A 20,571-nucleotide genomic window follows, 5' to 3' on the forward strand; every position below is an offset into this window, starting at 1 on the left:
TTTATTTTACTGTATAAAATATCTATCTCCTTCCATAGTAGTTCTTCTGTCGCCTCGTAACGTAATCTAAGTTTTCAACATCATTTTCACCGTTGTGTAGTGCTACTACCTGCCAATTAGTAACATTCAATACAGCAGCACCAGAAGTTCCTTCTTCTGTTGGAGCGCTATGCAAAATTTGATTTGGATTAGATGCAAACCTGATAAATCTACCTGCGGAACGCTGTTTTTGCTGTCCTTTAGGATGTTGAATTACGTATAACTATTTCAGAGGGTTTAATGTGATGATATGAATAAATATTTGTCGAGTAAGTGTAAACCCTCCGTACTGTGTTGAATAGGATATCAAAAAATCAAAGTAAAATCTAGAAAACTTACGTATTGATACTTAATTATACATAAATACTGCTGATTCATAAGCCATATCTAAAGCCTACAGAGTATATATAGAGCTTTTGCTAATCCAGCAGCACCCTGGTTTGGTTCCTTGAGGTCTCTTGGTTCAGAAATCAATTTGACGTGTAATTCCTGTATCGTGTCTCGTGTTTGCTTACTTCTATCCCGACTGTCATCAATTACAAGAGTGGGAAATAGCTCTAATTTAGGTTGCAAAAAAGAACGAGAAGCAAAAAGTTGAATGTCATCACCATCACCTTGATGAATAGCATGTAACCAACCTAAATATGTTTGACACCAGTTAGTCACAACATTGATTGTGCCTTGTTCATTTGCATTACCCAACTCAGGTAAATCTTTACCTCTTCCCCCGAACAAAGTTTGAGGGCGGAAAAATCTGCTAAACCAAGCAATATTTTTTTGCGCCCAGGGAATTCCTTGGGTTTGAGCAGTTTTTAATTCGGGGAGAGTATTTGCTAGCCAAGCATAAGCAAAACGTGTGGCGTTTACTAATTCCTGCTGAACCACACTTTTATCTGGAAGATCATTCCATGTGATTTTATCTAAACTTTGACGAGCAATTAATGTTACAGGAAGTTGTTCGTTACAAGGTTTTAAGAAAAACTGTCTGGCTGCTAATGCTGCGTAAAGTTCGATAAAATGAGGGTCGTTACGTTGGGTGTTTTTACCAATACTAAAATCAACTTTTTTGGCGTTCTGATTCCCTAATAAATATACGGTATTAAAGATTTCTCGTGCTTGAGTAACGTAGTAGCGCAACGCTGCTTCTGTATTTAATAAAAACAAATCGGATTGGGCGTAAACACCATCGGCATCTCCTCCTACAGGCGGCGAAAAGCAAAAATACGGTAACATGAATAAACAACCAATCTTAACGCGATCGCGTACATTCAGCCGCCACAATTTGTTGTTAAGCAAGCTACCAATGGTAGGTAAGCCAGAAGCACCTGTTCCGCCAAAGATCGAACCGCAAAGCAAAATCTTGGTTTCGCTTCCCTGTCCTACATCTCCCTGAATTTGACTGATGAGCGATCGCCATGTTTCATTATCTAAAGCATCCAAATCGACTTGGCTCATAATTGCTGAACCAATCGCCGGTCGTCCGCGAAACCCAACATCTAAATCAACAGTTCTTTCTTCTTTGGTGTAAAGAACATCAAATAAATTGCCTAATTCTTGATAATCTTGTTTCAGGTTATTGTAATTAAAAAAAGACCCAAGATTTTTATTAACGTTAGCTTTCGCAAATGGCGACCATGAAGAAAAAGACTCAATTGGAGTTTTCATCCAAGAACATTGTTCTTTTTCTCCAGCGATAATTTGGTAGCATATTTGGTAAAGGTTGAGAGTGCTTTGAGTGCGTTCCAAATTACCATTAGATTCATCTGGGTCTATAAATAAAATTTTGATGGAATTGTTGCTAAAAAGTCCAATACTAGCTAACTGAATTACAGCTTCTACACACTTAGCACCTGTCCCACCAATGCTAATTAAGTAAAGTGACATTGTTTAATCTTCAAATAAAGGAAGACGACGTAGTGTAAATGCTCCCGGAGGAATGTACATTAAAGCTTTGGGAGAACTTGTAGCCGTAGTAAACCAATAAAGGAACGCAACATCCAATATAAATAAAGTAGTCAGAGAAAAAAGAGCTTCTGAAGTATAGCTGTAAAAGAATAAAGCAATCCCAATACTTAACACTGGTAAAAACAAAATTATACACCAAATCAGTAGCCAATTCTGCCGATCATGCGCTGTTCTGGGTTGCGCTCTGGCTGCTAAAACATACCATAATAATGTTGAGAAAATACTAACACTGAGAACAACCGTTGCTCCTGGCGTGTAATAATTAACAATCCAAACTTCAAGGTTAGGTACTTTGCTCAGAACAAAGAAAAAAATTTGACTGCGATAAAATATCGGCTGTACCCAAAGCATCACAAGCGAGCCGAGCAAACTAAAAGCTATGATGCGAATCCATTCACTCGCCTTCACTCATCCTCCTATTACGATTACTAGTACAAGTTTGTAAAAATATGCCAATTTCAGTAGATCACAAACTTTTCCCGAAAGGATGATCGCTGGTGAGATGCAGCACACTTTCAGGGAAAATACATAATAAAAAGTTATAGTTGACTACGAGCTAAAAAATGAAATGATTTAGAGTTGTGAATCAAAATGTGGTGAAAAAAATTGACTGTTTTACGAGATAATCCATCTCTTACAGACTCAGAGACGCTTGACGAAGTTCTTAATTGTTTAGTATAAAATATATCGATTGATACCCAAGGTGCCTGTGACGAAAAAACATTATTTGAGATTTTAATTAAAGCAGCTAGTAGTGGAGATAGTATTGAGAACACATCGAAAATATTAGATAATATTCCCTCTGGGAATGATGTTAGATATCATTTGGACAAAATCAATAATTTTGAAGAATTAGAATTACAAATTAATCAGGCTCTGTTAAGTCGTATTCCTGCAAGAATCAAAAATGGAAGTCATTCTATTGCTATAGATTTAAACCTAATTCCTTATTATGGAAAGCCTAGTCCTGAAGAATTACCTTATATATATAGAAGCCAAGCAAAGTCTGGTACTTGTTCATTTTATGCATATGCAACTTTATATGTAATTACCAAAAACAAGCGCATCACTTTGGCAGTAAGAGGCGTACGCTGCTTTGATACTAATGTAGCAATTATTACATATTTACTCGCCGAACTAGAACCTCTAAAAATTCAAATCAAGAAATTATTGCTTGATAGAGTCTTTTTCAGCCTTTCGGTTATTCGTTGGTTGCAAGCTCTAAATATACCTTTTATTATGCCAGCAATACGCAGGGGTAAGCAAAAAGGCATCAAACAATTTCTTAAAGGTAAAAAAAGTTATAAAACCCATTATACGATGACCAAGGGTAAAGATGATTCAGTAACTTTTAACTTATGGATAGTCTGTAAATATAGAAAAGGTAAGCGAGGTAAACATGGAGTTGAGTATTTCGCTTATGTTATTTATCAAGTAAAAACTAGTTTATCTTACATACATCAACACTATCGAAAAAGATTTGGAATTGAAAGCAGTTATCGGTTAAAAAATTTATGTCGAATTAGAACCACTAATAAAAAACCAGCGCTTCGATTATTATTCGTTGGCATTTCTTTCCTTTTAGTTAATATTTGGGTTTATCTTCTCTGGTTAAAAATTAGCCTGAATAGAAGAGGTGGAAGGCTCGTTTATCATCAATTATTTGGTCTGAAGCAGATGTTAGCATTCTTGCGTCAAGCTGTTGAACGAAAATATCAAGTTATTCAAGCTGTTTATCTTCCGTCTAGTTAATATGCTGAAAACAAAACTGTCAACCATTTATAAATGTAACTTATTAATTACTGCACTGTTTTTATAAATATGACAACAAAAAGTATCCTATCTTACAAAAATCCGCAGCGATCGCCCTTTCGGGAAAAGTTTGTGATCTACTGAATTTTATTTAGAACCAAGATCAATACAAGAAAATAAACCTATCATGAGTTGCTTTTGTTATGGGATTGATAAAAAGTAATAAAAATAACTATTAACAAAAGTCACACTAAATATATATAGCAGTCGTAAATGACCAGATCCCCAACTTATTCAAGGATACAACTGGCAAATCAGGGATGACATCCCTTATTAAAGATTTTCGAGACATAACACACGTAGCAATGTTACCTCTTTTAGAGCGATCGCGTTCCGAGAAGCGCGACACTTTGCATCTGTTGCTTGATTTTAGTGAATTGGTATGACTCCTGCGACATATCCAATATACATAATAGCATTTTAAATATAAAATTATAAGAAAAAATATTTAAAAGGATACTGCAAATAATAGCCAGTCGTATTAATATACAAATAAGAGAGGCGTTCCCACGACCAAGTAGACAACGCCTCTCCCACCCAACTATATTCAGTAAGGTCTTATTAACTATGATGCCACAACCGATTCTTTGTCAAACACCCACAAGAGATTTATTAAATTTAAGTTACGCTCGTCAAATTCGATTTTGCGATCTTCATTTTCAAATGTCTTGGCGATTTGTCTGTTTTATTACCTGGAAGAATGGCGACGAGCAAACTTTTGACGGTAAAGACGCGAAAGCCATTGCTCAAACAGTAAACAAAATTACACAAACTAAATCTTGAGCCAGTATTACCTTCAAAGGGAAAGATCCCCGACTTTTTAAAAAAGTCGGGGATCTGATGTATTTGGAGTTGCAAAATTATTTTACAGATGAGCGATCGCATTTCAACAAGTCACCCTTCATCACAAAAATCCTCTGATTCATAACTAACGTCGTGACGTTATTTATGAACGAGATGACATTTACAACAAACGGGAAACCAATGCTGCAAAGCAACCGCTACGCGATCGCAAATAACAATGAAATTTATTGCTAGAAACAAGATCCCCGACTTCTCACCAGAAGTCGGGGATCTGGCCACTTTTCATTTTATCTCCACTAATTATCGAAAAAATTCCAAGCGATATCGATACAAAGCAACTGGGTGAGAACCAGCTTGGAAATAGTCTGGGTCTTGGGGTGAAAGGTAAACAGCAGTAACTTGATCCGCTTCTATGGCTGGATTGGAAGTAGATAATTTGCGGTAAGCAGTCGTAGATTCCACTAAATTGAAATAGGGACGTCCACCACCTTTAAATAGTTGTTGAAAAACTTCTGTTGTAATAAACCTACCATCAGGTGTAGTTTCTGTAGACCGTTCAGAAACAATCGAAATCAGCTGGCGTTCATGACGTAAAAACGTGATCTGACGATTAGGCGAATTTGGATCTACTTTGACAGAAATCACAGCTGCATCGCCTAAATAAGCCCGTGCCAAATTTAAACCGTTAAATCCTCGATCCGCAACTACTACTGTTTTTTTATCTACACCAGAGTTGATTTTTAATCTAGCAACAGGTGTATTTTGCTTGACAAATCGCACTTGACACTCAATCGGCTGATTGAGATACTGACGATTTCCCTCAAATCCAGGGGTGACAATTTCAGGTGCTAAAGGTGCAACCATATCTACAAGTGTGCTGCTAAGTTGCCACTCACCCAGCATCCACTCAGGATATACTAAGTCTCCCGTCGCAGGTTGGGTAGAAGTGATTTTTTCCCAAACAGGAAAGTTATCTAAACGTTTGGCTAACTCTCCCGCTTTTGCTTCTCCACTCCACAACAGCAATAAAAAAATCAAACAAAAACTCCAAATTCTCACCATATTAATGATCAGTACTATTGTTTTCAAAATTTAAAATTTATGAGATTAATAGCTCATCCAATTAAAAATTATGTTGCAATTCCGTTACTAAATTTAACTTTTACAGCAATAATTTCAATAAAAACATTAATGTATTCTGAAAAGACTGAGATCCAAGTAATAATTACAGCCTATTTTCTTAGTTAGAGGAGGTTATTAGCCAAAAAATACTGATAATTTGACTAAATATGTGTATTTTATTTGTGTTTTGTCTAAAAAAGATGTAATTGCTACTTTTTAGCTTGATAATAATGTTGTGATTTAGCTGAGTACTTTCATCAAATAATCTAACAAAGCTTTAATTTATACTTGTTATTTTAAACATATAGTGTTATTACTTAATTTACATCAGTCAGAAATAGATTTAGTAGTAAAATTACTTATTCTAATAAAGGAAATCTGTATTTTATGCTTCTGAAGTAATGTAATTCCAAAAAGGTAAATTATTTTTCAAAATAGTAACTATAAGTTTTGTATATTAGCAAAACATGGTGAAATTAGTATGGTAACTCAATTAGGAATTTATAGTTTTAAATTCCTGATATATGAATATTAATCGACACTTGTAAATTCAAATACTAGTTGTGATTTAGTAAATCTAAATTTGTTTATTTGCTTATATTTGTAAGTGTTTGATCTAGACGCGTAGACTCAACAGCAGCTTCAAGGAACAGTAATCTAAAATCCTGTTAGAAGTTGATTTTGTTGAAGAGTAATAATTTCAAACTGGCAAAAGATTTAATAACTTATTAGGGTGTAATCTTCACTGATTACTTTATTTATGTTTGGATGAGCTAATGAACCTATCTAGTTCTTTCACAGATTTTTCTTTAGCTGAATTGTTTCAACTGATTGATCAAGGTAGAAAATCTGGTTGTTTAAGTGTATGTACTCTACCAGATATTCACACTCCTAATTCTAAATCCCAATACTATTATATTTGGTTTAGACAGGGGCGTGTAGTTGCAGCAGCACATCGCTTAAACGGTCAAGGTTTAGCCTACAAAATTACTCAACGAAATTGGGTAAGTCAGCAAATTATAGAAAAATATTGTCGAATATTTTCTCCCGAAAAACCTCTTGGTTTATCTCTCAAAGCTGAAGGTTTACTCAACACAGAGCAATTAAATTTATTATTTGCTAGTCAAATGCATCAGGTACGACAGTTGTTTGAAATTCAAACAGGTGTATTTAAACTTGATAGCAAAGCACCATTACCTATTAAAGAAATGACAGGATTAAGTCTCAGAGCAATAGAAATTGCTCTGGTGGCTTTAAGAACACTCAAAAGCTGGAAAATATTAGCTGATGCACTCCCAGACCCCAATTCGGCTATAGACAGCATTGCTGAAGGTAAACCACAAATTCATTTACATGCTTTGGAGTGGCAGGTATGGGAATTTGCCAATGGTAGTATATCTTTAAGTGCGATCGCCCATCAAATCAATCAACCAATAGCTGTAGTCCAACAAGCAGCTTTTCGACTCATATTGGCTTGTTTAATAGAAGAAGTTCCCTTGAATGAATTAACACCAGAACTGAGTAATTATCCTGTCGATTTAAACTTAGTTAATTCTTCTAAAGCAGTCAAATCTTCAGTCGGGACAACCATCAAGATCAGTACTTTATTTCTACAAAATATAGTTGGCTTTTTGAGGAGTAATAATTGATGGAGATCCTACGCATTGTGATCACTGGAGGCGTAGGTGCAGGTAAAACTAGCTTTATTCGTACCATCAGTGAAATCGAAACGGTAGATACCGATAGAAAAGCAACTGATGATATCGCACTCCTGAAAGAAAAAACAACAGTTGCATTAGATTTTGGGCGATTGACTATTGGACTCAATCAATCACTGCATCTTTATGGTACCCCTGGACAAGCCCGATTTGATTTTATGTGGGACATTTTAATTCAAAAAGCCCATGCCTACATCTTATTAATAGACGCACACCGTCCAGAACACCTGCGCTATAGTCGAAAAATTCTGCAATTTATGAAGCATCGAGTCAAAATACCGTGTTTGATTGGGCTAACTCATACTGATTGTCCTGATGCTTGGGAGATAGAAGATATTGCATTAGCTTTAGGATTATTAGATGCAAATAACAGACTACCAATCATGTCTGTTAATGCAACACAACCTGCTTCTGTTAAAGAAAGTTTAATTGCATTGATCGAAGAAATTACCAAATATTACCAGTATCTTAACGGTTAAATGACCAATAATTCCCAGCAGGGTACCCCCTAAACCCCAAATTCGGGGAAATCTAAAATCGCATAATGTTCTCTTGTGTAAAAAAACTCAAAAATAGAATGTAAAAGTTAAAACATGTAACAAAATTTTTATCCTGTTGTACGGGATTTTCCTTGTTACTTATATTGAGTTGTCTAAAGTCTTGGAGTCAGATAATGACACCAAATCATGCGATCCATCACGCTATTCATAGCCTGTTGTTTAACCGCTATGCTTCTGGGCTACTTACTAAAGCTATTGACTAGGGATGTTCAAAAAAAACCCTCTCTGGACATAGAAACATCACATTTGTCAACAAAAATACATTCCCTAGAACCGGCAACTGCTGGAGATACAGCACAATCGTTACCCGTAGTAACGGTAGATTATCTGTTACCAACAACTTCTGATCAAGCTCATATATCTGTACCAAAGATTGTGGAGGAAAAATTTATGATTAACGTTTCAATGCTGCAAGACGAACTGCAAAACTTCGTGTCTGGAACCTCTGATATTCAAGGTGCAGCTTTAGTGAGTCCCGATGGCTTGGCTTTGGCTTCTGTGTTACCAGGTGGGATGGATGAAGAACGGACTGCTGCTATGTCTGCATCTATGCTGTCCTTGGGTGAACGTATTGGTCGTGAACTAGTTCGTGGCAATGTAGAGCGTATTGTTGTAGAAGGAGAAAAAGGTTACGGCGTTTTAGTTGCTTGTGGTAGTGATGCAGTTTTATTGGTACTAGCTAGTACAGGAGTCAAACAAGGGTTACTGTTTCTAGAAGTCAAACGTGCTGTTGCTAGAATTGCGCCTCTGTTAGCCTAACTAGAAACACAAAACAATCCTTATACCAATATTTGGATTACTGATTTTGCATCTTAAAAATTGGTATTCCAAATTGCATTGAATTGTACAGGAGCATCACAAATGTTACGTCCAACTTTGGGAGATTTTAGCAGTATTGTCTGTTTTAAGGCAGCAATTACAGGTATGGAAGAGGCTTTGGGTGAAAAAGCAACTGCGATCGCTTTAACTGCGGCGGGTCGTTACCGTGGTAAAAGTTTAGCTCAAGAATTAAACATAATAAACTCCTCGATATCTTTAGAGGAACTAGCCGACAAACTTGATCATGTTTTCGGCAAGGATGGTACATGTCTGTGTATGGTCGAGAAAATTTTCCAAGAAGATGATGGGGTAATCAAGGTACATACATCAGAAACCTTATGTTCTGCGGGCGAACCTCAAAATTCAAAGCGTAAATGTACTTACACTCTTGGTGCTATTTGGGGTGTCCTAGAACTAACTTTGAATCAGCGTCTACAAGGTAAGCATACCGAATCTGTATTGCGCGGTGGCGAATACGATGTATTTGAATTTACCAAAATTTTATAGGTTCGTTGTTTAGTTGTTAGCTGATGTCGCTGATTAATAATTCACACCTGGTGAAGGCAAAAATCAATGCTGGACTATCAATCATTTTTGAAATTGGTATGAGTTTTGTCAATTGATCTGTTACATTCTGGCCTCAAAATAGTATAATTACTTATATATTATGTAATTATTATTTAATCATTACATGATTATTTCCGTGTATATTTCGCATAAGGAGAACTCAATCATGCCTTTAGAACCAGTAGCTTTTTTGTCTACGCTAGAACAGCGTGTAGGCTTGACAGATGAAGACAAAGCTATACTTAACTCCCAATCTGATTGGGGTTTACAAGTTGCTCCCGAAATGGCTGATCATTTTTATGCTTACTTGGGGCGTGATTCAGAAATGAGTGCTATTTTGCATGATGATAACGGGCGTATCCATCGCTTGCGTGAAACCTTTATTCAATGGTTTCACGAAATGTTTACAGGTATGGATGATTGGGGTCAAGCTTACGCCGACCGTCGTTGGAAAATCGGTTTAATTCACGTCCGTATTGGTATTGGACCTCAACACGTTGTTCCAGCAATGGCGACAGTAATCCACCAAGTAGAAAAGCGCCTACAAGTTGATGGTCAAACTTCAGACCTTAAAGATGCACTCAGTCGCATCTGCATGATTGATTTAGCATTTATTGAGCAAGCTTATGTAGAAGTATCTTCAGATGCTGTTCTCAGAGAAACTGGTTGGACTCAAGGTTTGTTTAAGCGTTTAATTGCTACTGGCGCACGCTCAATGTAAGTAAATCAGCACAAATAAATTACAGGGTGCATTCTCCACACAACCTTAAGATTAATACTCTCACTGAAATTAAGAAACATTTCTTATTTGTTAATAAAATTAAGGCAAAAATTCAAATTTTAGTTATACATTTTACATATAAGCTAATGTGCGCTTAGATTAAATATTCTTGCGTTAGGACTGTCCAGGGTCAACAGTCCAAAGTCCAAGCTCGTCTTTGACTCTGGACTGTTGACTTTTGACAACCTGATCGCAAAATATACAATTTAAATGCATAACAGCTTAACTTCTCTGGCTGCGAAAGCTTCATCATAAGTAAACGTGAGTTCGATAGATTCTGTTAGTCTAATATCCCACACTCAAATAAATAGCTGGCTCCTAGTCAAAACCCACTTTCACAGTTAAAAGTTAACAGTTAACTATGATCAATATATAGGACTCATATTTGATTTCTGAAATACACGTAGGGGAGGCAAAAAGGGGTGTAGATTTTCTTCCCCCTTTTTGCCGTTGTGTTACGCCAAAGGCTAACGCACCAGTTAAGGATTTAGGTGCGTGATAGCGTAGCTATCACACACCCTACAGATACTTAGATTTTTTCAGAAATCAAATCGGACTCCTATATAACTGATAACTGATAACTGATTTATGTAGACTTGGATTATTAGGGCGCAGTTTACTTCCGGGTGAATTGATTGCTTGATCTGATAATATTTATCAAACTCACGTTAAGTAAAAATCAAAAAGTATGTATAAAACTTGCCGCAAGCACAGGTATGAATATTTAGGGTGCGAGTTTGGAAAAATAGCTTTTTATAATACTTGAAAGAATGAGTCTACATAGTTTTTTAACAGATTTCTCCTTAGCTGAATTGTTTCAAATCGTAGACCAAGGAAGAAAATCTGGTTGTTTAATTGTTTGTAATTTACTATATGATCCTGCTTTAGTAGGTCAATCTCGATATTACTTTATCTGGTTCCGAAAAGGATGTATTGTTGCTGCGGCCAATTGTTTAAACGGCGAAGGTTTAATGAATCAAATCAAACAACGCAAGTGGGTAAAACCGGAAATAATAAATCAATATTATGCGATCGCACCAGCAACAACACCCTTTGGTTTACATCTCAAAACAGCAGGAGTATTGAATGCTGAACAATTAAATTTACTATTTGCTAACCAACTACGGCAAATTCGGGAGCTTTTTGAAATTCAAAAGGGTGTATTCAGACTAGATAGCAAAGTAACTATACCTGGAAAAGAAATGACAGGTTTAAGTTTAAGCGCTATTGAAGTCGCTCTGATGGCTCTAAGAACACTAAAAAATTGGGATACTTTAGCTGATGCTCTCCCAGACACTAATTCGGCGATATGTAGCATTACCCAAAACAAACCCAATATTCACTTAAAAGCTTTAGAATGGCAATTATGGGAATTTGCCAATGGTACTATTTCTTTAGGTGCGATCGCTAATCACCTGAATCAACCAACAACCTTAGTTCAGCAAGCAGCTTTCCGGCTCAAAATAGCTGGTTTGATCGAAGAAATTCCACTTGAGCCATCTATTCTAGAATTGAATGATTACCCTCTAGATGTTAACAGCGCAGACTCTTCTGTTTTACTCAATCAAAAATCCACAGAATCAGAAATGACTACACTCAGTACTTTGTTTTTGCACAATCTGGTTGGATATTTAAAAAATAAGGTTTAATTTACGAATTATCCTAAATAATTTTTAAGAGCGAACTCTTATACCATTTTACGTTAATCACGATACACATAAATTTTGTCCCAGACGCGATATATCGCGTCTCTACACCATTTGTATTTGTATCAGGGTTTTAGTGAAATGGTATTAACAGGGAACTCGTGAGCAACAAAATCTCCAACTTATTAAATAAGTTGGGGATTTTATTGCACAAAGTGATTGCCTGAGTCTATAACTAGCAACTTGGGTTAATATCTTTTTATCAGCTAATTAATACAAATTAGAATTACTATGTAATCTCACTACTTTCCAATTCATTTTTTTCTTTATTTTCTTTATTTTCTTTATTTTCTTTATTTTCTTTATTGTCTTTATTTTCTGTAGATTCAGATTCTTTAACTCGACGTATAGGAACATTGGCAATTAAAGCACTTGTTCGCTGATTGCTTTCTAAAGAAAACTCTAAACCCTCGGTTTCGATTTCGACATAGCGACAAACAATATCCAAAATTTCTTGTCGCATTTTTTCGATCATTTGGGGGCTTAAATCAGCGCGGTCATGAGCAATTACCAATTGTAGGCGACGCTTAACTTGATTACGACTGTTAACGTCAGAATTACGAGTAAATAATCGTTCTAAAAGTTCTATGATCATTGCTGCTAAGTATGGACAGATGGAGAAAACATCAAATTATTTTTGTCCACAACAATCTCCTGAGACGAGAGAAGATGCTGTCATTGGGTGAGTCGAGTTCAAGAAATTCGACGGTTTCACCTTCCAATCTGCGAGCAATGTTATCAAAGGCGGTAGCCGCTAAAGAGGGAGTTTCTCCTAATACTAAAGGTTCGCCGCGATTGGTAGAGACTATAACGCGCTCATCATCCGGGATGACCCCAATCAGAGGAATTGCCAGAAGTTCCTGAACATCCTGCACAGACATCATATCATTAGCCCGTACCATTGCGGGCTTGATCCGGTTAATTATTAAATGAATACGTTTGACACCTTGTGCTTCTAATAACCCGACGACGCGATCGGCATCTCGGACGGAAGCAATTTCCGGTGTGGTGACAATTAATGCTTCTTTGGCTGGGGCGATCGCATTTTTAAACCCCATTTCAATACCTGCGGGACTATCAATAATTACATATTGATATTTTTGTGCTAGTGCATTCACTAATAATTTCATCTGGTCAGGAGTGACTGCATCTTTTGTACGGTTCTGGGCCGCAGGTAACAAGACTAAGTTTGGTTGACGCTTGTCTTTTACCAATGCTTGTTCAAGGCGACACTCCCTAGCTAAAACTTCTACCGCCGTATAAACAATGCGATTTTCTAGTCCTAGCAACAAATCTAGATTTCTCAAGCCAAAATCTGCATCAACTAATGCTACTTGACGCCCTATTTTTGCTAAGGCCATGCCTAAATTGGCTGTACAAGTGGTTTTACCCACGCCTCCTTTACCGGAGCTAATCACAATAATGCGAGTCATGACAAAAACGCGCTCGATGATGTTTCTGTAAATATATAACAATAGAGCTTCATGGCTCTTGGTTTATCCGATTAAATAGGGTCTTAGAAAAATCACTAGCCCTACCGATACGAATTCCTCGTGGTGTTACATATGCCACTTCAGGATAAAATTGCATCGGCAATTTTTCTGGCGCTCTAGCAACAGCATCTGCGATCCGCAATTGGGTTGGTTCCATTTGCAAGGCCATAATCAGACACTCACGATTACCCCCAGCACCAGCATGAGCAATTCCTCGGAGACGACCCCACACGAGAATATCACCATCTGCAACTACGATGCCACCTGGATTTACATCTCCTAAGATAATCACACTTCCAGGGTGGCGAATTTCTACACCAGACCGCACCGTCATCTCTAGATAAAGAGCATCTTTTGAGGGTTTGTTGCTGATTTTAGAATTAGAACCAAGGATATTTTCTCGTTGTATTTGTTCAACAGAGTAACCAGCAGTAGCTGCTGCGATCGCAGTTTGGCGACGACTGGTAGCAACCGATTTCAGTTGCATTTGCACATTCCCTAGAGATTCGGCCAGTTGTTGCAGTTGTCTTGCATCTAAAAGGCGATCGCCTGCTACTAAATGCACAGGTGTATTCGGTGCTGTAAAGCGATCGCTACCATGAAGTCGTACCTTTAATTGTTGCCAAATATCATTCCAATTTCGTTCCGAACCAGACAATTGCGATTCTGTGGGCAAAATTAATAAAAATCTTCCCTCCTCTGTTTTCATCTGAATTTGAATATTCTTCTTCACCCCATTTTCTGCTGGAGGTGATTTCGGCACATCTTTATGCAAGAGGTCAACATTCAATTCTGCATCCACAATCGTCTGGGACTCTACACTAGCAACAGTAGAATTTGATTCCAGTTCACTAGAGACAGAATTGGACTTTAAATACAGCAGTACAGAATTTATTTCCGCTTCTGGAAGTATAGAAGTAGACTCCGTATCATCCACAATAGAATCAGTCTCTGTAGCAGTATCTTGCTCTTGAGCTTGATCTTGATCACAAACAGTTAATTTTACCTCTATATCAGAAAGACTGGAGATTGATTCTGCATCATCAACAGCAGAATGTGACTTGAGATCGGGCATAGCAGAATCAGAAGTCATGTAGCATTAGCCTAAAAAGAAAAACTGAGCAACTAACAATCTTAAATTATTTGTCTTTAATACTGGGTTGTTGAAAGTTGTAAATTATCAAACAAGTATGAGACAGAAGAATTCCTGTCTTTAGAAGTTCATATGAATGATAGATGTTTACCCCGGCTTGGTATAAGAATCTAGCACAAATTCTCTTCAGAATTTGAAAGCACGATTTGAAACAAACTACTGAAATCTTGGCTCCAACAATTGTACAACGCGATTTATACAGAATTCTTTGCAAAACTGTTTCATCCACAACACCTCTGGTTTCAAGGAAAAAGGGAAAAACAAAAGGGACGAATATTTATCCGTTATGTCATTTCCCAAAATTCCACACTCCCCACACCCAGACGCGATGAATCGCGTCTCTACATTACACCCCACACTCCCCACACTCCCTTGTCCCCCTTTTCCCCGCTCCCCGCTCCCCTTACTTAGTCTTTTGACTCAGCCGTTGATACACAGTTGCCAAACCATTTGCATCACCGACGTTCCCTGGAAATAGGACAACTGGTAAATTCGGAAACTGCGGATGGTCAGATGGAGTCCGTACCATTGAACAACCGGGTAAGATTTGACCAAGTAATCGGGCAGAAGTCAAAGCTAACCCTGTACTCAAGACATCGTTAGAAGTTATACCACCTTTACTAATTAAAAATCCTAAATCTGCTGGCAAACCCTGGACAACTTCCATTAATAAACGGGAAACTTTAGCTCCAAATTGTAAGCGTGTATTCACATCTTTAAAAGTAAGTTCTTGGCGACTGGTGTAAACTACTGGTGTTTTGCCGCCTGCATGAGCAGTGTGAACTTTTTCGAGGACTTCGCTTAACAATGTGGCAGATTGATCAACATCATCCAATAAACGCGCCACCTCAACTTCAACCCCGAATGTACCTTCTGCTTGTAGTAGTGCTTCTAGCTGCTGAGTTGTTTTTTTGACATGAGAACCGACAATCACAGCCCCTGGTTTGCCATTGCGTACATACTCAGCCATATTTTCCGGTGCGATCGCTTGCGGGGGTAAAGCAGCCAAAGCTGTTAAAATACTGGCAGCACTGCGAAATAAAAAGCGTTTGCCTTGACTTGCTGCTGCTAAAATATCTTGAGCAAAACGATCTAGATCCGCTTGAGTTTCTCCATCTACAACACAGCACTGATTACCATTCAAATTCATCAAAGCTTCTAAACTGCCATTACGGATATCTGCAAGTAAAAATCTTTTTACTGAGTCTGCATGAATCCGTCCTTGTGTTTTTTCTTCTACATATTTGGGTAAATAACTGTGATGGTAGCCAAAAACAGAATCACGAGCAAACTCTGTTTCATGAACAGGTTTAGGAACACCATCAACAATGAGATAATGTATGCTGTCGCGGGTAATACGTCCACCCTCAAAAAAAGCCGGGACGAGAAAATGAGCATCAAAAGGGCCGAGTTCTTCTGCAATCACATCGGTTTCAATCGGGTAGTGTCCCCGTAAAGTCGAGTCAGAACGACTGACGATGAGAAAACCCCCCATATCCCCCCCTTCTGAAGGGGGGGTAGTCGCTAAAGCTGCTTGCAAATTCTGACAAACTTCTTTGGTGACAGAAGCAGCCGACTCAGGCGGTAAGGCTCTAGTATTTGTTAAGACAAAGAAAATTGGTGCATCGTCTTGCAATCCCAGGCGTAAAGTATCCACATCCCAACGCATGAGTAATAAACAGCTGTGGACTGTTTGTGAACCGGTTGGATCATCATCAAGGACGATTATTTTTGGTTTTATGGTCATTTTTATATCAAGAATGCGACTGCTGTAATTTTCTTATCTGGCTTTGTACGTCTAAGTCAATCTGTAATAATTGATTGAGAATTTGAGCATGTTCCCCTGCTGAACTGCTAACTTGTAAAGCTTGGAGATTAGATAAATTATTGACAAATAACTCTTGTTGATCAATAACCGATTTTTTATTATCCCTTAATAGCCGCTCGATTTTCAAACCACGAACTAAATCTTCTCTCACCAATTGTAGTGCAGCACTAATAGTTTCTCGCTCATGAGCATTATTTTCTAAGTTTTCAGAGATGGCTTGTTGGTCAAGATTATCTACCGCTTGCACCCCTGCATGATATTTATCAACTTCATTTAAAAGAATTATTAATGCTTTGGAATAACGAAAACGTCGCCACAACCAACGCCCAACTACTACTACAATTGCTACGACAATTAGCAAGATAATTCCTAAGCCAATTTGCGAACCACTTGTTAGAGTAATTAACGCATAAATCAATCCGGTAATTAACAAAACCAAAAGCAATGTTTCCCGGACTTCTTTGAGTAAAAAAGCAAAGCGCTGTTTGCGATTTTCCATCAGCGAAGGTAGGAGGAAAAGTTCTGGTTTGACACCAGTTAAACGTTTCAATTCTCCCTTAGTTATTTCCAAGCCTAGTAAGTCAGGCTGCACAGAGATACTCCTGTGGAAGTGCAAGTTGCGTATATAGCAATCCTATATGATTTGTGAGAATTGCAGAGCTTAGATCCCCGACTTCTTTAAGGATACAGCTGGCGAATCAGGGGTGACACCCCTCACCGACGATTTTTCGTCATTCCACCACATGTAGAGACGCGCCATGGCGCGTCTCTACAACCAATTTGTGGGCGAACGAGGGGTTTGACCCCCTATTCGCCAGCTGCATCCTTTAAGAAGTCGGGGATCTTGTCTCTCACGAATGATTGAGGAATGCTATGTATCAATAAGGTTCAGTTAAGGACAGGACTTACGCAAAACATAACGCGCATTTGCGGTAATTCATGAATTACCGCTACGCAAGCATAAGGTTTTCGGTCACATCTTGCGTAAGTCCTGAAGGATAATTGTAGGTTGAGTTGAGGCTTTGCAAAACCCAACAAACGTTTAAACTAGAACGTTGAGCCTCAGAACTCGAAATTTGAGAAGCTACGCTAGTCCCAACTGTTGCTTTAACGCTTCTGGAACATTTTTTGCTGTTTCAAATCCACGTACACCTTCCCACTTAGTATTTTCATCCCACCGGATATCTCTTAATATTTCACCATCGCTTAAGGATCTGAGTATTGCACGACTTAAGAATTTACTACTGACATTTACATCAAGAAATCTATCACTGAGAAATCTGTCGCTGAGGATAGCTCCACTCAGATTTGCACCACTCAAATTTGCCCCACAAAGATTTGTTCCGTTGAGGATAGCTCCACTCAGATTTGCACCACTCAAATTTGCCCCACAAAGATTTGCTGCGCTCAGGTCTGCGCTTCTGAGGATTGCGCCTGTGAGGACTGCACCACTAAGGTCTGTGTGGCTAAAATCTACGTCCCAGAGATCTGCGTTGCGGAGGTCAGCGTGACTTAGGTTTGCATTGTTAAGGTCTGCATGGCTGAGAACTGCACCCCAAAGATGTGCGCGATTCAGGTTTGTGTAGCTAAGAAATTGCCCAACAATACTATGGAAAGTCCAAAGCTTGAGTCCGTTAGTATAGTGAATAATGGGAAGCAATCTCCTTGTAGAAGGATTTTGTTCATCCGCTTGACCAGAAGGATAAAAAATTATTTGTTCTTTCAAATCTTCTCGCCCTTGAGCATAGCGGTGCAACCCCAAAAGCAAAATCATCACATTTAGCCCAGCATAAATATCTACCTGTCGCTGTCCCAAGGAAATATTTTGCTCGTGCAATTGCCGTGATTTTTTTTGAGGTAAGGTTTCTGTGTAAGCATCAATAAATTCTCCCTCGCACCAACGCTCATAAAAATCATGTAATCGCTGGAATAGTTGGACTGGTCGAAATCTCTCTCCCCTCTGTGCTTGCGGAGAGGGGTTGGGGGTGAGGTCAGGCGCTGTGAGCAACCCCATCAAATATTCCACAATTTCTAGCGTCAGCCCACCGTAACCCAACAAATCATAAATTTCCCAATCCATCTGGTCTTGTTGAATATTAAATCCTCTCCCCTTTCTTCCCGGTTCTGTCCAATTTTCTAAGCTTTCTTTTAAGCGTTCAGCACACAAAAACTCACTAAAACTTTTATGGGCAAATTCTACTGAACCTGTTTGTTTACCTGGCTGGAGATAAAAAGCTGCTAAAGCATTTCTCAAAGGATTATCGCCTATGCGTTTTCTTGCTTCTTCTAATAATTTTTTAGCTGTGTCATCAAGCCGTTTTTCAATCATGGAGATTGCTGCACATTCTCCACCAGATTGCACCACACATAAACCTGCTTCTGTGAGAATACGCCGTAAATCTTCTGTATCTTGTTCTGTTAATTCCCGATTGAGAATCTCTGGCCGTTGTTTTGTTAATACCCAGTCTAAAGATTTTTGATAAATCAGAATTTTTGCTTGTGTACCGTTAGCATCGGCAAACATTTCTATAGTTAGTTCACCATCGCGATGCATCGCCGCTAACAGATAAAGTAATAGCGGCTCTTGTGCTAATTCTCTGACTCTATCAGGACAATTTTGATTTTGCAAAAACTGCTGAAATGCTATGGTTTTATCTTTACCTATTTGCGCCGACCATTTTTAAAACCACTGCTCTTGGATTTTTTTATCCATTGGCAAGATTTCCACCCGTTCCAGATTGGCTGGCATATTTCTTTCTATACTTTGTAATGCCAGAGTTCGCCCAGTAATTAATACTCGATGCCCTTTTTCAAGGTTACGCTGGCAACTTTCCTGAAACCCTCCCACTTGTTTGAGAAATTCTTCTAAACCGTCGCTGGTTCTTTTTTCCATCAACAACTCATCAAAACCATCCAGCAAAAACAAATATCGAATGTTTTTATCTGTTAACCAGCCATCATCATTATTAGCAAAATCTCTATCTACTGCCTGACAGATTGTATTTTCAAAATTCTTTTCAAAGGTTCTAATATCCCGCAAGCGGATCAAAATAGGTGTCCAAATCGGATGTAGATTTTGTCTAATCCAATCAGCAAACATCCGACAAAATACACTTTTACCCCTTCCTGGGCCGCCTTGGATAAATAAAACTTTATCTTGTTTATAGGAGTTTTGAAGTAAGTCTTTTGCCCAAGTTTCTAAATCAATTGGTTGCTTTTCGCTATCCTTTTGACCATTTGTATCCAGTGGCTGTGATTGTAGCGGAACATAGATATCTTTAAAAGTGAATTGTTCTGCAAATACTTTTTCTTTAGGTTTTTCTGCAATCTGCTTATTTAAATAATCATCAATACTTTGATATTTTTCTAGTTCTTTGCGCCAGCCATCGCGGAATAGTCCCGCTAAGTTTTTCACTGTATCTCCTGCTTCCGCTAAGGCTTGGTTCATGTATCGCTGTGTATTCCAAGCCACCCGTTGAGTAAAAGTTTCTGCTTGTGTGGGGCTAAGTCCTGCTACTTTTAAAATATATGACAACTGGCGGTTAAACTCTTGAGCTAATTTCGTTTCCCGAAAGCAGGTGATAGCTTTTCTTGCTTCTTCTTCATTAATTTCAATGAATCCTTCTGCAACAGCTTCACTTGTATGTATTGTCCCAATTTTTGCCAATAAATCTTGGTCTTCTATCGTGTTTAATATTCTTTCAAAACTTTCTACATAAGCTATCCGTGCTGCAATACTAACGCATTCCTCTAGACTTGCTTCTCCAGTCTTTTCTTGGTAAAACTTGATCGCTTTGGCTGTCAGTCCGACAAAGGATAGTCCAGCAACAGCAACACCCACTGGTGCGAAGGGAGTACCTAACAATCCTAATGCTACGGCTAATTCCAGACTCGCTTTAGAAACTTCTGCACCTGTTTCTGTTGTGTTTGTTGGTTTTTTTAAGAAATCTGGGATATCTTTAGTGAAAAAATTCCGTAGCTTTTCCAGCCTTGTTGTCATAATTACCCTTTGCTTGCTGACTATTAGACCTCTTGCATGAATACAATATTTACCCTCATCCCCCAGCCCCTTCTCCCAAAATTGGGAGAAGAGGAGCCAATTTCAAAGTCCCTCTCCCATGTTTGGGCTGCGGTGTACACACAAGTCTTATAAAGTTGCCTAGTGGCGTTTTGATCCCCCCTAACCCCCCTTGAAAAGGGGGGA

The 20,571-nt window shown here is 38.3% G+C and carries 19 protein-coding genes and 1 pseudogene; 9 read left to right on the forward strand and 11 right to left on the reverse strand.

What is annotated here, in order from left to right:
* Positions 1–22: 22 nt before the first annotated feature.
* The 3 genes from B4U84_RS08005 to B4U84_RS08015 form a co-directional block, all read right to left on the reverse strand.
* Positions 23–253 carry a S1 family serine peptidase gene (locus B4U84_RS08005; RefSeq protein WP_131116784.1) on the reverse strand — a complete coding sequence of 77 codons (231 nt, stop codon included), beginning with the start codon at positions 251–253 and terminating at the stop codon, positions 23–25.
* A 173-nt stretch (positions 254–426) separates the two neighbouring features.
* On the reverse strand, positions 427–1,923 hold the full coding sequence (locus B4U84_RS08010; protein ID WP_131116786.1) for an FtsZ/tubulin family protein: 1,497 nt from the start codon (positions 1,921–1,923) through the stop codon (positions 427–429).
* A gap of 3 nt (positions 1,924–1,926) precedes the next feature.
* A complete protein-coding gene (locus B4U84_RS08015) occupies positions 1,927–2,412 on the reverse strand; it encodes a hypothetical protein (RefSeq protein WP_131116789.1) in 486 nt (161 codons plus the stop codon).
* Between the two features lie 198 nt (positions 2,413–2,610).
* Here B4U84_RS08015 and B4U84_RS08020 point away from each other — a divergent pair.
* From B4U84_RS08020 to B4U84_RS08025, 3 genes and pseudogenes are all read left to right on the forward strand, one after another.
* Positions 2,611–3,756, forward strand: a pseudogene (locus tag B4U84_RS08020) (ISH3 family transposase).
* A gap of 320 nt (positions 3,757–4,076) precedes the next feature.
* A complete protein-coding gene (locus tag B4U84_RS31915; protein ID WP_278248314.1) occupies positions 4,077–4,202 on the forward strand; it encodes a hypothetical protein in 126 nt (41 codons plus the stop codon).
* Between the two features lie 184 nt (positions 4,203–4,386).
* On the forward strand, positions 4,387–4,599 hold the full coding sequence (locus B4U84_RS08025; RefSeq protein WP_131118802.1) for a hypothetical protein: 213 nt from the start codon (positions 4,387–4,389) through the stop codon (positions 4,597–4,599).
* A 321-nt stretch (positions 4,600–4,920) separates the two neighbouring features.
* Here B4U84_RS08025 and B4U84_RS08030 read toward each other — a convergent pair whose 3' ends face one another.
* The gene (locus B4U84_RS08030) at positions 4,921–5,682 is read right to left on the reverse strand and encodes a DUF6816 family protein (protein WP_131116792.1); all 762 of its coding nucleotides are present in this window, start codon (positions 5,680–5,682) and stop codon (positions 4,921–4,923) included.
* 836 nt (positions 5,683–6,518) lie between these two features.
* Here B4U84_RS08030 and B4U84_RS08035 point away from each other — a divergent pair.
* The 6 genes from B4U84_RS08035 to B4U84_RS08060 all read left to right on the forward strand — a co-directional run bounded on the left by B4U84_RS08035 (position 6,519) and on the right by B4U84_RS08060 (position 11,836).
* Positions 6,519–7,391, forward strand: coding sequence for a DUF4388 domain-containing protein (locus B4U84_RS08035; RefSeq protein ID WP_131116795.1), 873 nt, complete (start codon positions 6,519–6,521; stop codon positions 7,389–7,391).
* The gene (locus tag B4U84_RS08040) at positions 7,391–7,939 is read left to right on the forward strand and encodes a GTP-binding protein (protein WP_131116799.1); all 549 of its coding nucleotides are present in this window, start codon (positions 7,391–7,393) and stop codon (positions 7,937–7,939) included. Before B4U84_RS08035 ends, B4U84_RS08040 begins: the two co-directional genes overlap by 1 nt.
* 249 nt (positions 7,940–8,188) lie before the next feature.
* Positions 8,189–8,779 carry a roadblock/LC7 domain-containing protein gene (locus B4U84_RS08045; RefSeq protein ID WP_017309058.1) on the forward strand — a complete coding sequence of 197 codons (591 nt, stop codon included), beginning with the start codon at positions 8,189–8,191 and terminating at the stop codon, positions 8,777–8,779.
* Positions 8,780–8,881: 102 nt separating this feature from the next.
* The gene (locus B4U84_RS08050) at positions 8,882–9,346 is read left to right on the forward strand and encodes a hypothetical protein (RefSeq protein WP_017309059.1); all 465 of its coding nucleotides are present in this window, start codon (positions 8,882–8,884) and stop codon (positions 9,344–9,346) included.
* A 226-nt stretch (positions 9,347–9,572) separates the two neighbouring features.
* Entirely contained in the window at positions 9,573–10,127 is a 555-nt protein-coding gene (locus B4U84_RS08055; protein WP_017309060.1) for a protoglobin domain-containing protein, read from the forward strand.
* An 830-nt stretch (positions 10,128–10,957) separates the two neighbouring features.
* Complete coding sequence (locus tag B4U84_RS08060; RefSeq protein WP_131116802.1) at positions 10,958–11,836, forward strand: DUF4388 domain-containing protein; 879 nt, start codon at positions 10,958–10,960, stop codon at positions 11,834–11,836.
* Between the two features lie 286 nt (positions 11,837–12,122).
* Here the strand turns inward: B4U84_RS08060 and minE are convergent, their stop codons facing one another.
* The 7 genes from minE to B4U84_RS31515 all read right to left on the reverse strand — a co-directional run bounded on the left by minE (position 12,123) and on the right by B4U84_RS31515 (position 20,367).
* Complete coding sequence (gene minE, locus B4U84_RS08065) at positions 12,123–12,488, reverse strand: cell division topological specificity factor MinE (RefSeq protein ID WP_131116805.1); 366 nt, start codon at positions 12,486–12,488, stop codon at positions 12,123–12,125.
* Positions 12,489–12,519: 31 nt separating this feature from the next.
* The gene (gene minD, locus B4U84_RS08070) at positions 12,520–13,326 is read right to left on the reverse strand and encodes a septum site-determining protein MinD (RefSeq protein WP_017309063.1); all 807 of its coding nucleotides are present in this window, start codon (positions 13,324–13,326) and stop codon (positions 12,520–12,522) included.
* Between the two features lie 49 nt (positions 13,327–13,375).
* Positions 13,376–14,479 (reverse strand): septum site-determining protein MinC, encoded by a 1,104-nt coding sequence (gene minC, locus B4U84_RS08075; protein WP_017309064.1) that lies wholly within the window; start codon positions 14,477–14,479, stop codon positions 13,376–13,378.
* Positions 14,480–14,942: 463 nt separating this feature from the next.
* A complete protein-coding gene (locus tag B4U84_RS08080) occupies positions 14,943–16,286 on the reverse strand; it encodes a four-carbon acid sugar kinase family protein (RefSeq protein ID WP_131116808.1) in 1,344 nt (447 codons plus the stop codon).
* Between the two features lie 7 nt (positions 16,287–16,293).
* Positions 16,294–16,959, reverse strand: coding sequence for a hypothetical protein (locus tag B4U84_RS08085; RefSeq protein WP_131116811.1), 666 nt, complete (start codon positions 16,957–16,959; stop codon positions 16,294–16,296).
* Between the two features lie 492 nt (positions 16,960–17,451).
* A complete protein-coding gene (locus B4U84_RS31510) occupies positions 17,452–18,996 on the reverse strand; it encodes a pentapeptide repeat-containing protein (RefSeq protein WP_242677570.1) in 1,545 nt (514 codons plus the stop codon).
* A 51-nt stretch (positions 18,997–19,047) separates the two neighbouring features.
* On the reverse strand, positions 19,048–20,367 hold the full coding sequence (locus B4U84_RS31515; protein WP_242677571.1) for an NACHT domain-containing protein: 1,320 nt from the start codon (positions 20,365–20,367) through the stop codon (positions 19,048–19,050).
* Between the last annotated feature and the right edge of the window lie 204 nt (positions 20,368–20,571).

It is taken from the genome of Westiellopsis prolifica IICB1, from assembly GCF_004323185.1.
Lineage (GTDB): Bacteria > Cyanobacteriota > Cyanobacteriia > Cyanobacteriales > Nostocaceae > Pelatocladus > Pelatocladus prolificus_A.

What these genes read in the sequence shown, in the direction of transcription:
- minC (WP_017309064.1), bottom strand. Translation starts at nt 14,479, where the DNA reads ATGACTTCTGATTCTGCTATGCCCGATCTCAAGTCACATTCTGCTGTT.
- B4U84_RS08045 (WP_017309058.1), top strand. Translation starts at nt 8,189, where the DNA reads ATGCTTCTGGGCTACTTACTAAAGCTATTGACTAGGGATGTTCAAAAA.
- B4U84_RS08030 (WP_131116792.1), bottom strand. Translation starts at nt 5,682, where the DNA reads ATGGTGAGAATTTGGAGTTTTTGTTTGATTTTTTTATTGCTGTTGTGG.
- minE (WP_131116805.1), bottom strand. Translation starts at nt 12,488, where the DNA reads ATGATCATAGAACTTTTAGAACGATTATTTACTCGTAATTCTGACGTT.
- B4U84_RS31515 (WP_242677571.1), bottom strand. Translation starts at nt 20,367, where the DNA reads ATGACAACAAGGCTGGAAAAGCTACGGAATTTTTTCACTAAAGATATC.
- B4U84_RS31915 (WP_278248314.1), top strand. Translation starts at nt 4,077, where the DNA reads ATGACATCCCTTATTAAAGATTTTCGAGACATAACACACGTAGCAATG.
- B4U84_RS08010 (WP_131116786.1), bottom strand. Translation starts at nt 1,923, where the DNA reads ATGTCACTTTACTTAATTAGCATTGGTGGGACAGGTGCTAAGTGTGTA.
- B4U84_RS08035 (WP_131116795.1), top strand. Translation starts at nt 6,519, where the DNA reads ATGAACCTATCTAGTTCTTTCACAGATTTTTCTTTAGCTGAATTGTTT.
- B4U84_RS08050 (WP_017309059.1), top strand. Translation starts at nt 8,882, where the DNA reads ATGTTACGTCCAACTTTGGGAGATTTTAGCAGTATTGTCTGTTTTAAG.
- B4U84_RS08040 (WP_131116799.1), top strand. Translation starts at nt 7,391, where the DNA reads ATGGAGATCCTACGCATTGTGATCACTGGAGGCGTAGGTGCAGGTAAA.
- B4U84_RS08060 (WP_131116802.1), top strand. Translation starts at nt 10,958, where the DNA reads ATGAGTCTACATAGTTTTTTAACAGATTTCTCCTTAGCTGAATTGTTT.
- minD (WP_017309063.1), bottom strand. Translation starts at nt 13,326, where the DNA reads ATGACTCGCATTATTGTGATTAGCTCCGGTAAAGGAGGCGTGGGTAAA.
- B4U84_RS08055 (WP_017309060.1), top strand. Translation starts at nt 9,573, where the DNA reads ATGCCTTTAGAACCAGTAGCTTTTTTGTCTACGCTAGAACAGCGTGTA.
- B4U84_RS08025 (WP_131118802.1), top strand. Translation starts at nt 4,387, where the DNA reads ATGCCACAACCGATTCTTTGTCAAACACCCACAAGAGATTTATTAAAT.
- B4U84_RS08080 (WP_131116808.1), bottom strand. Translation starts at nt 16,286, where the DNA reads ATGACCATAAAACCAAAAATAATCGTCCTTGATGATGATCCAACCGGT.